8 protein-coding genes are annotated in these 11809 nt (G+C 65.5%); 7 read left to right on the top strand and 1 reads right to left on the bottom strand.

What is annotated here, in order from left to right; all coding sequences use genetic code 11:
- Nucleotides 1-7: 7 nt before the first annotated feature.
- The 3 genes from clpS (at nucleotide 8) to RRU_RS10925 (ending at nucleotide 5904) form a co-directional block, all read left to right on the top strand.
- Entirely contained in the window at nucleotides 8-373 is a 366-nt protein-coding gene (gene clpS, locus RRU_RS10935; RefSeq protein WP_042440419.1) for an ATP-dependent Clp protease adapter ClpS, read from the top strand.
- A gap of 238 nt (nucleotides 374-611) precedes the next feature.
- Nucleotides 612-2951 carry an ATP-dependent Clp protease ATP-binding subunit ClpA gene (gene clpA / locus RRU_RS10930; RefSeq protein WP_011389862.1) on the top strand — a complete coding sequence of 780 codons (2340 nt, stop codon included), beginning with the start codon at nucleotides 612-614 and terminating at the stop codon, nucleotides 2949-2951.
- A gap of 178 nt (nucleotides 2952-3129) precedes the next feature.
- Nucleotides 3130-5904: an ATP-binding protein gene (locus RRU_RS10925; protein WP_011389861.1), complete on the top strand. Its 2775-nt coding sequence runs from the start codon at nucleotides 3130-3132 to the stop codon at nucleotides 5902-5904.
- Nucleotides 5905-6012: 108 nt separating this feature from the next.
- Here the strand turns inward: RRU_RS10925 and RRU_RS10920 are convergent, their stop codons facing one another.
- Nucleotides 6013-7410, bottom strand: coding sequence for a class I SAM-dependent RNA methyltransferase (locus RRU_RS10920; protein WP_011389860.1), 1398 nt, complete (start codon nucleotides 7408-7410; stop codon nucleotides 6013-6015).
- A gap of 227 nt (nucleotides 7411-7637) precedes the next feature.
- On the opposite strand from RRU_RS10920, the gene RRU_RS10915 reads away from it, so the two are divergent.
- The 4 genes from RRU_RS10915 (at nucleotide 7638) to RRU_RS10900 (ending at nucleotide 11620) form a co-directional block, all read left to right on the top strand.
- The gene (locus RRU_RS10915) at nucleotides 7638-8609 is read left to right on the top strand and encodes an ABC transporter substrate-binding protein (protein ID WP_011389859.1); all 972 of its coding nucleotides are present in this window, start codon (nucleotides 7638-7640) and stop codon (nucleotides 8607-8609) included.
- Between the two features lie 135 nt (nucleotides 8610-8744).
- The gene (locus tag RRU_RS10910) at nucleotides 8745-9683 is read left to right on the top strand and encodes an ABC transporter permease (RefSeq protein WP_011389858.1); all 939 of its coding nucleotides are present in this window, start codon (nucleotides 8745-8747) and stop codon (nucleotides 9681-9683) included.
- Complete coding sequence (locus tag RRU_RS10905) at nucleotides 9680-10474, top strand: ABC transporter ATP-binding protein (RefSeq protein WP_011389857.1); 795 nt, start codon at nucleotides 9680-9682, stop codon at nucleotides 10472-10474. Before RRU_RS10910 ends, RRU_RS10905 begins: the two co-directional genes overlap by 4 nt.
- A 27-nt stretch (nucleotides 10475-10501) precedes the next feature.
- Nucleotides 10502-11620: a CaiB/BaiF CoA transferase family protein gene (locus tag RRU_RS10900; RefSeq protein WP_011389856.1), complete on the top strand. Its 1119-nt coding sequence runs from the start codon at nucleotides 10502-10504 to the stop codon at nucleotides 11618-11620.
- The last annotated feature ends 189 nt before the right edge of the window (nucleotides 11621-11809 follow it).

Raw genomic sequence — 11809 nt, 5'->3', positions numbered from 1 at the left:
TCATGACATGGCTCCCCGCCTCGGGCAGGGCGGGGACGATCAAAACGACGACGACCGCGGTGGCCAGGGTCCTGGTCAACCGGGAACGGGCGTGGTCGTCAAGGCCAAGCCGAAGACGAAGAAGCCCTCGATGTATAGGGTTTTGATGCTCAACGACGATTACACGCCGATGGAATTCGTCGTGCATGTCCTCGAACGGTTCTTTGGCAAGACCCACGAGGAAGCGACCAATATCATGCTCCACGTTCATCAGCGCGGGGTGGGACTTTGTGGGGTTTATACCTATGAAGTCGCTGAGACCAAGGTCAGTCAGGTCATGGATCTGGCCCGGCGGTCCCAGCATCCCCTTCAATGCACGCTGGAAAAGGAATAGGCCGCGCCTTGTGGTCGGTCAAAAGGCGGTGCCTTTGGGCCGGTTAGGGTCCGGGGCGCCGCGGCCCGGTCGGGGATGGATCGGGACCTAAGTTTGAGCCTTGCGTTTCCAAGATGAAATCCGCTCGCGGGGGGCGTTGTCGCCGGAGAGATCCGGCATCCGGGTGGCGGTCCGGCACCAACCTCAGATCGCGGCCCGTCCTGGTCGTGGTCGAAACCGGTTTAAGAAAGGAGCGGGCATGCTGTCGCGTAATCTGGAACAGACTCTCCACCGGGCCCTCGCTCTCGCGTCCCAACGTCGACATGAGTATGCGACTCTCGAACATCTTCTTCTTGCCCTGGTCGATGATCAGGACGCGGTTTCCGTGCTCAAGGCCTGCTCGGTGGATGTCGAGAAACTGCGCAAACAGCTTGCCGAGTTCGTCGAACACGAATTGACCGGTCTGGTCGTCGCCGCCCCGGAAGGGGATCCCAAGCCGACCGCCGGCTTCCAGCGGGTGGTCCAGCGCGCCGCCATTCACGTTCAGTCGTCGGGGCGCGAGCAGGTGACCGGCGCCAATATTCTTGTCGCCCTGTTTAGCGAACGGGAAAGCCACGCGGTCTATTTCCTGCAAATGCAGGATATGACCCGGCTCGATGCCGTCAATTACATCAGCCATGGCATCGCCAAGGCCCCCGGCCACGGCCAAGCCCGCGCTCCGCGCGGCGCCGACGAGGAAACCAAATCCGAGGAGACGGCGACGGTGAAAAAAGGCCGGGAGGCACTCGATGCCTATTGCGTCAATCTCAACGAGAAGGCCGCCGAGGGAAAGATCGACCCGCTGATCGGTCGCGATCAGGAAGTCGAGCGGACGATCCAGATCCTCTGCCGTCGCAACAAGAACAACCCGCTGCTGGTTGGCGACCCCGGGGTTGGCAAGACGGCCATCGTCGAAGGGCTGGCCCGGCGCATCGTCCACAAGGAGGTGCCCGAGGTTCTGCACAACGCCACGATCTTTTCGCTTGATATGGGCGCCCTGCTTGCCGGAACCCGCTATCGCGGCGATTTCGAAGAGCGGCTGAAGGCCGTGGTCGGCGAATTGGAGGCCTATGAGGGCGCGGTGCTGTTCATCGACGAGATCCACACGGTGATCGGCGCCGGCGCCACCTCGGGCGGCTCGATGGACGCCTCCAATCTGCTCAAGCCGGCCCTGGCCCAGGGTCTGCTGCGCTGTGTCGGCTCGACCACCTATAAGGAATTCCGCAACCACTTCGAAAAGGACCGGGCGCTGGTCCGCCGTTTTCAGAAGATCGACGTCAACGAGCCCAGCGTCGAGGATACGGTCAAGATCCTGCGCGGCATCAAGTCCTATTACGAAGATCACCACAAGGTGCGTTACACCAACGACGCCGTGCGCGCCGCCGTCGAGCTATCGAACAAATACATCAATGATCGCAAGCTGCCCGACAAGGCGATCGACGTCATCGACGAGGTCGGCGCCGCCCGCATGCTGTTGCCCGAAAGCCGTCGGCGCAAGACGGTGACCGTGCGCGATATCGAAGAGATCGTCGCCAAGATCGCCCGCATCCCGCCGAAATCGGTGTCGCGCGACGATCAGGCGGTTCTCAAATCCCTGGAGCGCGACCTCAAGACCATGGTCTTCGGTCAGGATCAGGCCATCGAGGCTTTGGCCAGCGCCATCAAGCTGGCCCGGGCCGGCTTGCGCGAACCGACCAAACCGATCGGCAATTATCTGTTTAGCGGCCCGACCGGCGTTGGCAAGACCGAGGTGGCCCGCCAGCTCGCCCGCATCCTGGGCATCGAACTGGTCCGCTTCGACATGTCCGAATACATGGAGCGCCATTCCGTTTCGCGGCTGATCGGCGCCCCGCCGGGCTATGTCGGCTTCGACCAGGGCGGCCTGCTGACCGACGCGGTGGACCAGCAGCCCCATTGCGTGCTGTTGCTTGATGAAATCGAAAAGGCCCATCCCGACCTTTTCAATATTCTTCTTCAGGTCATGGATCACGGCAAGCTGACCGATCACAATGGCAAGCACGTCGACTTCCGCAATGTCATCTTGATCATGACGACCAACGCGGGGGCCCAGATGCTGGCCAAGAACGCCATGGGCTTTGGCCGCGAAACCCGCTCGGGCGATGACACCGAGGAAATCGAGCGCTCGTTCTCGCCCGAATTCCGCAACCGGCTTGATGCCATCATTCCCTTTGCCAATCTGGCGGCGGAAACCGTGGGCATGGTGGTCGACAAATTCGTCATGGAACTGGAAGCCCAACTCGCCGACCGCAATGTCACGATCGAGCTGACCGACAAGGCGCGCAGCTGGTTGGCCGAAAAGGGCTACGACCGCCGCATGGGGGCGCGGCCCTTGGCGCGGATCATTCAGGAAACGATCAAGAAACCTTTGGCCGAAGAGCTGTTGTTTGGAAAACTGACCAAGGGCGGCAGGGTCAAGGTTGGCGTCAAGGATGGAAAGCCCGATTTCGCCTTCTTCGATCTGCCGCCCAAGGACCTTCTCGAGAAAGAGGGGGAACGGGGCGATAACGACGAGTCACCCACCGAAGAGGTCGCTGACTGATCGACCTTATTGTCTCAGGGCTGCTAAGGTCTTTTCTTGAACTTGCGAGAGGCCCGTTTCTCCTAAGGAGAACGGGCCTTTTGTGCGCGAAGGGATCGGAAACTACGCGCTTGTAAAGATCTCCGATCATGAGCACTTTGTTTAAACAGCTTCTTTGCTCGTATCCGACGGGGATAGTGTGAACCGGGACCGATTGCCGACTTTCCTGTCCGATGGCGCGAGCCGCGGGGTTCTGGCCTCGGGGGTGGCCTTTGGTCTGATCATTACGCTGTTGGTCGGCTTCTGGGGTTGGATCTCCTATCGGGATTCTCTGGCCCGCGCCGCTTCGGTGACCGAAGGCTATACCCTGACCTATAAAGCCTTTTCCGAGCAGGTGTTCGGGCGGATCGCGGGAGTCGTCGACGAGGTCGACCATCGGTTCGAATCCTCCGCCGACGATCAGGCGAAGCTTGGCCATTACGTCCGCGAGCAGGCGATCCTTTTTCCGGTGCTCAGCGATGTGGTCATCCTTGATGCCCGGGGGCGGGTTCGTCTGGCCGGCAAGGCCCCCCCGCGGCTGACCGACCGGGTTTTCCCGATGGCCGATCGCCTGCTTGGCGGGCGCGATGAACCGGGCATGGTGGTCACGCCGCTTTTCCGGAGCGATACCGACGGCGGACCCTGGGTTTTCGCCGTCGGCCGCACCCTGGTCGGCGCCGACGGCACCGTGGCCGGCGCGGTGGCCGCGGTGATCGACCAGAAGCGGTTCAATGACTCCTTCGCCGTCTTGCTTGAAAACGACATGGCGACCGTTGTCCTTGCCCTTGCCGACGGCAAGATCCTGGCCCGGGCGCCCGAGGCGGGGTTCCATCCCGGCGCGGCGCTTCTCAGCGTGGCCGAACGCCAGGGCGTGGTCGTCGAGCGGCGCAGCGGCATCACCCGATCCAGCCTGGATGGGGTGATGCGCATTTTCAATGAGCGGCGGCTGTCGGGTTATCCGCTGCTTGTTATCGGTACGATCGCCAAATCCGCCGCGCTCAGCGACTGGTCCGGCTGGATGGTCCTGGGGGGATTGCTGGTGGCGACCGTGCTGATCGCCGATGGCTGGGTGACCATTCAGCTGATGCGTCAGCTTGGTCGACGGCGCACGGCCGAAGCGCGGTTGTCGCTGCAAAACGCCGTGCTCACCTCGCAGCGCGAAACCTCGCCCGATGGCATTCTGGTCGCCGATCTATCGTGGCGGCTCATCTCGTGGAATCAGCGCTTCCTTGATATCTGGCGGGTATCGGACGATCTGATGCGCCAGGCTGATGGGCGGACCCTGCTGACCCAGATCGAGCCGCTGCTGGAAGACGCGCCGGTCTTCCGCGCCGATGTCGTCGATCAGATGACCCAGGCCGCATCGCAGTTCCTGGCGGTGATGAGCCATGAGATCCGCACGCCGATGACCGGCATTCTGGGGATGGGCGACCTTCTGCTGACCTCGGGTCTGAACGAGGAACAGGAAAAATATGGGCGAACCCTGATGCGTTCGGCGCGTACCCTGCTTGGCCTGCTTGATGATGTTCTTGATTTCTCCAAGATAGAGGCTGGGCAATTGGAACTCGAGGTGGTCGACTTCAGCCCGGTCGAGGTGCTTCAGGACGTGATCGGCCTGTTCTTGCCCAAGGCCTCGGAACGCGGCCTGGTGCTGTCGTCCAGGCTGCCCGAAGGCCCCCCGCCCATTCTGCGCGGTGATCCCACCCGTTTGCGTCAGGTTCTGTTCAATCTGGTGGGCAACGCCGTCAAGTTCACCGCCCGGGGCGGGGTCGAGGTCCGCATGGATGTGGGAGAGGCGGTGGGCGACCAGATCCCCCTGACCCTGTCCATCATCGATTCCGGCGTGGGGATGGATGCCCGCCAGCGCGCCCGTCTGTTCAACCCCTTCACCCAGGCCGATGTCTCCACCACCCGGCGGTTCGGCGGCACCGGCCTGGGGCTGACCATCTGCAAGCGTCTGGTCGAGATGATGGGCGGAACCATCGAGATCGATAGCACGCTGGGCGAGGGCTCGACCTTCCGGGTGCGGGTGACGCTGACCCGGGGCGATGCCAGCAAGGTCGTCTCCCTGGAAGGCCATGGCCTGGGCCATCCTTTGGATCTGCCCGGCCCGCGACCGGCCGGGCGCCGGATCTTGCTGGTCGAGGACAACGACACCAACCGCCTGCTGATCGCCACCGTTCTCGAGCGGTCGGGCCATAACGTCGATACCGCCGCCGACGGTCGCCAGGGCGTGGACGCGGTGAGCGCCGCGACCGAGCCCTATGACCTGATCTTGATGGACATGCAGATGCCCGAAATGGATGGCCCCGATGCCACCCGGGCCATTCGCGCCCTGTCCGGCCCGGCGGCGCATACGCCGATCGTTGCCTTGACCGCCGATGTGCGGGCCGAGGATCGCGACCGCTATCTGGCAAGCGGCCTTGATGATCTGCTGACCAAGCCGGTGGACTGGACGCGCCTGCGCGAGGTTATCGAGCGCCTGACCGGGCCGGGCCAGACCAGACCCCAGGTCCGACCCGGCGGCGACGAGGTCCTTAAGCGCGCGGCCTGGGAGGAGGAGCCGGCCTTTGATGGCAGCGTCCTCGCCTCCCTGGCCGAGCAATTGGGCACCAACCGCCTGCGGCCGCTGATCACCTCGGCGATGGCCAATCTGTCGCGCCATTTCGATCTTTTGGAAAAGACCATGGCTAATGGATCGGCTCAGGATGTCAGGCGCAGCGCTCATGCGCTCAAAGGCATGGCCGGCCAGTTCGGCGCCCGTCGCGCCCAGGCCCTGTCGCTGGCGATCGAAGAGGAGGCCGACCGGCCGCAGGCGGCGCGCGCCCTGCTGCCCTTCCTGCGCATCGCCATCGAAGGGGCGCGCGGCGGCCTGGAAGCCCTGGTCGATCCAACCACCGCCCCGGGCGAAAAACGCGGCCGCGAGGCCCGGTAAAGCAAATCCCCAGCGCTCTGGAGCAGAGCGCGCCGACGGGGTGCTTGATTATCAAGATCCGAGAGCGGCCTCCCTCCCCCGAAAGGGCGGGAGGCCGGCGTCGCGCGGTCAGCCCCGGCTGAAGCGGGCGACGACCTCGACGTGGTGGGACCAGGTGAACTGGTCGACCGGGCGCACCCAGTCGATGCGATAGCCACCATCGACCAGGGCGCGGGCGTCGCGGGCGAAGCTGGCCGGGGCGCACGACACCAGGACGATGACCGAGGGGCCGGTCGCCGCCGCCGCCGGCGCTCCGCCGACGATCCCCAGAATGCTCGGCCGCACCGGGGCGCCAAGCGGGCCCGGACCGGCCGCCGCCAGGGCTTCGACCTGGGCCTTGGCTCCGGCGCGCGGCGGATCGAGAACGACCCCCGACCATCCCGCCAATTCCTCGGCGACCAGCGGTCGGCGGAAGAGGTCGCGGGTGGTGGCCTGGACCTTGCCGGCCCGGGCCGGGGCGGTGGCGCCAAGCGCGCCGATGGCCGAGCTTTCGATATCCCAGCCGCGCAGCTTGAAGCCCCGGGCGGCCAGCGGCAGGGCGAAGGTTCCCAGGCCACAGAACAGATCAGCGATCACCGCGCCGGCGGGCAAGTCCTCGAAGGCGGCAAGCACCAGATCGGTCAGGGCCCGCTCTCCGTCAACGCTGGGCTGAAGGAAGGGACCGGGCGGCGGCAGAACCGGCGTTCCGCCCAAAGTCAGCTTGGGGGCGCGGCGCAGGGCGACGGGTTCTTCCGATCCACCGGCGATGGTCAGGGTCAGCCGGGCGAGATCGGCGTCCTCGGCCAGGGCGGCCAGGGCCTCGCGCCCGGTCAGTTCGGGCGCGGTCGGCAGATCAAGGCGCAGGTCGATGCCGGTCTCGGTTTCGGTCATCAGGGCCGTGCCCTCGGCCGCCGGGGCCAGAAAACCGGGCAGGGCGCGGCGCAGGTGCTCCATCAGCGCCGCCAGCGGCGGGGTGGGCAGCAAACAGTGGGGGGTGTCGATCAGCCGGTGGCTTTCGCGGGCGAAGAAGCCGCAGACTCCGTGACGGGCGCGGCCGCGCAGGCCCACCGACAGCCGGCGCCGGGTGCCAGCGGGCAGGCTGAGCGTCTGGTCGACGGTGACCGTGCCCAGCCCGCGATGGGCCAGGGCGCGCACCACCTTGTCGCGCTTCCAGTCCGCCAGGGCGGGCGGGTCGAGGTGCTGAAGATCGCAGCCGCCACAGAGCGCGGCATGGGGGCAGGGGGGATCGACGCGCTCGGCGCTGGCCTCGATCACGGCCTCCAGCTCGGCGATCTCGCCGTCGCCCTTGCGGCCCTGGGGGCGCAGGCGAACCCGCTCGCCGGGCAGGGCCCCGGCGACATAGAACAAGCGCTCGCCGCCGCTTGCCGGACGGGCCAGACCATCGCCGCGATCCCCCAGGGCATGGACGATGGCCTCGAGGGGCGAGGAGGAGGGGCGCTTACGGGACTTACGCGGGGCGGCGGTCATTCTTGGGGAAATCCATCGACAAAAGGAGGTGATATGGCTAAAGCGGCAAGCGGAACGGCCGATGGCGGCTTTTCCGCGGGGGGTACCGCTCTAATTTATTGACTCTCGTTCAAAGTCTTGGCGCTAAAGGGTGCTCAATGAGCGCCGTTTGATCTAGCACGCTTGACCGGCGAGGGCCACCTCGGGCACCGTACCGCTCCGCTCCGTCGCGCACTATGGAGAACTCCATGCGTCCGCTTTCCGTTATCGCCGCCGCCTGTGCTCTTGCTCTGGGCTTGGCTCCCGTTTCCCAGGCCGGTGCGGCGGATGTCAAGCATGTCGCCGTGACCCAGATCGTTGAGCATCCCGCCCTTGACGCCGCCCGCGAGGGGGTTCGCGAAGCCCTGGCCGAAGCCGGCTGGAAGGTTGGCGAAAACCTGACCTGGACCTTCGAGTCCGCGCAAGGATCGGTGGGGACGGCGGCGCAGATCGCCAAGAAGTTCGTTGGTTTACAACCCGATGTGATCGTCGCCATCGCCACGCCCTCGGCGCAGACCGCCGTCGCCTCGGCCAATGGCATTCCGGTCATCTTCTCGGCGGTGACCGATCCGGTCGGGGCGCGGCTGGTGCGCTCGCTGGAAAATCCCGGCGTGCCGGTCACCGGCAGCAGCGACATGCTGCCCTTGCCGCTCCATCTGGCGATGATCCGCCGGGCCCTGCCGCAGTCCAAAACCGTCGGCGTGCTTTATAATGCCGGCGAGGCCAATTCGGTGGCCCTGGTCGAGACCCTGAAGACGGTCGCCCCCGCCCAGGGCTTCACCATCGTCGAGTCGACGGCGCCGCGGTCGAGCGACGTGCTGGGCGCCGCCCGCAATCTGGTGGGCAAGGTCGACGCCATCTATGTTCCGACCGACAATACGGTGATTTCCGCCCTCGAGGCCGTGGTCAAGGTCGGCATCGACAACAAGCTGCCGGTTTTCGCCGGCGATACGGCCTCGGTCGCCCGGGGCGCCGTGGCGGCGACCGGCTTTGACTACCACGATCTTGGCCTGCAGACCGGCCGCATGGTCGCCCGGGTGCTGGCCGGCGCTGATCCGCGCACCATGCCCGTCGAGACGATCCAAAAAACCGACCTTTACGTCAATCCGGCGATGGCCGAGCGCATGGGCCTGACCCTGCCGCCCGACATGATCGCCGACGCGGCCAAAATTATCGAGTAATCACGCCGCTTCACCATCCGTGACGGTGGATCGCGGTCTTTACCGGCCATGATCCCCCGTACCGCCGTTTGATCCGGGCGGGTCGCCGTTCCTTTTGGCAAAAGCGGCCCCTCTGGTCCTTGGGAGAGTCCCCCGGTGAGTCTTATCGCCTTTCTCGGCGCCGTCGAGTCCGGACTGATTTTCGGTCTTGTCGCGCTGGGCGTTTTCCTTTCTTTCCGCATCCTCGACTTCCCGGACCTGACGGTGGACGGCAGTTTCCCCTTGGGCGGCGCCGTTTCGGCCACTTTGATCGTTTCGGGCTGGGACCCCTTCCTGGCCACGGCGATCGCCATCGTCGCCGGGGCGATGGCCGGGGCGGTCACCGCTCTTCTTAATGTCAAGCTGCGGATCTTGCATTTGCTGGCCTCGATCCTGACGATGATCGCCCTTTATTCGGTCAATCTGCGGATCATGGGGCGGCCCAATGTCGCCTTGCTGATGGAGCCGACGGTCTTCTCGCTTGTCGAGGCGCCGGGCATGCCGTCCCGGTCCTGGATGATTCCGGCCGTTCTGCTGGTGGTCATCGTCCTCGCCCTGATCGCCTTCAACCTGTTCATGGCCTCGCGCGCCGGTCTGGCCATGCGCGCCACCGGGGCCAATGCCCGCATGGCCGGAGCGCAAGGGGTGTCGACGGCTGGCGCCATCGTGCTTGGCATGGCGATGAGCAATGGTCTGGTCGCCCTGGCCGGGGCGCTGTTCGCCCAATCCCAGGGCGGGGCGGACGTGACCATGGGCGTCGGGGTGATCGTCGTCGGTCTGGCCTCGGTGATCGGCGGCGAGGCGGTGATGCCGACGCGCACGGTGCTGCTGGCCTCGATCGCCTGCGTCATCGGCGCCATCATGTATCGTCTGGCCGTGGCCCTGGCCTTGAACGCCGATTCCATCGGGCTGCAGGCCCAGGATCTCAATTTAATCACCGCCGTGCTGGTGGCGGTGGCCATGGTGCTGCCCGGGTCGCGCGCCTCGTTGCGCCGCAACTTCCGCCGGGTGCTTGGTCTTGGCGACGGCAATGGTGGCGGAGGAGCGCGGCCATGATCATCGCCGATAATCTGCATGTGGTGTTCAACGCCGGAACGCCCCTGGAAAATCCCGCCCTGCGCGGCCTTACCCTGGATATCCCCGAAGGCCAGTGGGTGACGGTGATCGGCTCCAATGGCGCGGGCAAAAGCACCTTCTTGAACGCGCTGTCGGGCGAGATCAGCCTGTCGAGTGGGCGGATCATGATCGGCAGCGAGAACGTGACCCGCCTGCCGGTCTGGCGTCGCGCCGGTCTGGTCGCCCGCGTCTTCCAAGATCCCTTGGGCGGCACCTGCGAGCGGCTGACCGTCGAGGAGAACATGGCTCTGGCCTTGCGGCGGGGCGGTTTGCGTGGCCTGCGCCCGGCCCTGGCCCGGGGCGAACGCGCCCTGTTGCGCGAACGGCTGTCGCGCCTGGGATTGGGCCTTGAAGACCGGCTTGGCGATCGCATGGGGTTGTTGTCGGGGGGGCAGCGTCAGGCGGTCAGCCTGCTGATGGCGACCATGGCGCCTTTGCGCATCCTGCTGCTGGACGAGCACACCGCCGCCCTTGATCCGCGCACCGCCGATCTGATCTTGCGGTTGACCGAGGATCTTGTGCGCGAACAGAAGCTAACGACGCTGATGGTCACCCATTCGATGAAGCAGGCGCTCACCCATGGTGATCGCACGGTGATGCTGCACGAGGGGCGGGTAGTGCTTGATATCCAGGGGCCGGAACGGGCAGGGATGACGGTGGAAAAGCTGCTGGCCGAATTCTCGCGCCAGCGCGGCGAAGAGATCGACGACGACAAGCTGCTGCTGGGATAGGACCCTTATCTGACGGGGGAGACGATCATGCTGGGGGACGTCCTCAAGGACATGCGGGTGATCGACATGGGGCAATATATACCCGGTCCCTTCGCCTGCCTGCTGCTCTCCGACCTTGGCGCCGAGGTCATCAAGATCGAACCGCCCGGCGGCGACCCCATGCGGCTTTTCGGTCCGCTCGATCCCGATGGCGTCAGCCCGCTCTACAAGGTGCTCAATCGCAACAAGACGGTGGTGACCCTCGATCTGAAAAGCGCCGAGGGCAAGGCCGGCCTCGCCACCCTGATCGGGCGCTCCCATGGCCTGGTCGAAAGCTTTCGGCCCGGGGTGATGGAGCGGCTGGGCTTTGGCGAGGCGGCCCTGGACGGACTGAACCGGGCGTTGGTCCATGTCATGGTTTCGGGCTTCGGCCAGACCGGTCCCTGGCGCGATCGCGCCGGTCACGACATGACCTATCTGGCGCTGAGCGGCGCCTTGGCGATGAGCGGCACGGCCGATCAGCCGGTGGCGCCCTTTCCGCCGCTGGCCGATCACGCCGGGGCGATGATGGCGGTGGTCGCCATGCTCGCTGGCTTGCTGCGGCGGTTGCGCAGCGGGCGCGGCGGTCATTACGACCTGTCGCTTTATGAAAGCGCCCGCGCCCTCAACGCCATGGGGTTGGCCCTGGCGGCCCGGGGGGCGCCGACCGCCCGCGGCCACGATCTGCTCAATGGCGGCGCGGCCTATTACAAGATCTATGGCACGGCCGATGGCGGCCATCTCGCCGTCGCTCCGATCGAACCCAAGTTCTGGGCCGCCTTCTGCGCCGCCCTTGACCGGCCCGATCTGGTCGCCCGCCAGAGCGAGCCTTTGCCGCAGACGGCGCTGATCGCCGAGCTTGAGGCGCTGTTTGCCACCCGCGATCGCCAAGCCTGGATGGCCGTGCTGGGGCCGGCGGATTGCTGTGTTGAACCCGTATGCCGTCCCGACGAGGTTCTGGCCGGGGTTCTGGAGGCGCCAAGGGGCATGGTCCATAGCGGAACGGATGGACTTATAGACCTTTTGTTGCCTATTCTCCTGGCCGAGTCGGGGGCCGCGCCACGCCAACCCCTGCGCGAGGCGACGATCGACGAGGCGATCGCCCTGTGGGATCGGGTCGGGCATTAGGCGGAGCCGGCGCTAAGTCCCCGGTTGACTGTGGTTTTATCAATTTCCACCCAACCGTGTTTCCCAATCCCGTCGAAAAAGGCGCTTTTTCACGGCCTTCGCCTTGAATTCGCCTTTTCCTCTTCATACTGTCCACCGGCGCCGGGTTATCGACCAACCCTGCGTTTTCCTTTATGGATGCCCGGTAAA

The organism is Rhodospirillum rubrum ATCC 11170, from assembly GCF_000013085.1.
In the GTDB taxonomy this organism is placed as follows: domain Bacteria; phylum Pseudomonadota; class Alphaproteobacteria; order Rhodospirillales; family Rhodospirillaceae; genus Rhodospirillum; species Rhodospirillum rubrum.
The sequence above is the reverse complement of the archived record's forward strand: the minus strand, read 5'-3'. Positions and strand labels throughout refer to the sequence as shown.

Excerpts from the sequence above, each read along its gene's own strand:
- RRU_RS10905 (WP_011389857.1), top strand. The coding sequence starts at position 9,680 with ATGATCATCGCCGATAATCTGCATGTGGTGTTCAACGCCGGAACGCCC.
- clpS (WP_042440419.1), top strand. The coding sequence starts at position 8 with ATGGCTCCCCGCCTCGGGCAGGGCGGGGACGATCAAAACGACGACGAC.
- RRU_RS10900 (WP_011389856.1), top strand. The coding sequence starts at position 10,502 with ATGCTGGGGGACGTCCTCAAGGACATGCGGGTGATCGACATGGGGCAA.
- RRU_RS10920 (WP_011389860.1), bottom strand. The coding sequence starts at position 7,410 with ATGACCGCCGCCCCGCGTAAGTCCCGTAAGCGCCCCTCCTCCTCGCCC.
- clpA (WP_011389862.1), top strand. The coding sequence starts at position 612 with ATGCTGTCGCGTAATCTGGAACAGACTCTCCACCGGGCCCTCGCTCTC.
- RRU_RS10915 (WP_011389859.1), top strand. The coding sequence starts at position 7,638 with ATGCGTCCGCTTTCCGTTATCGCCGCCGCCTGTGCTCTTGCTCTGGGC.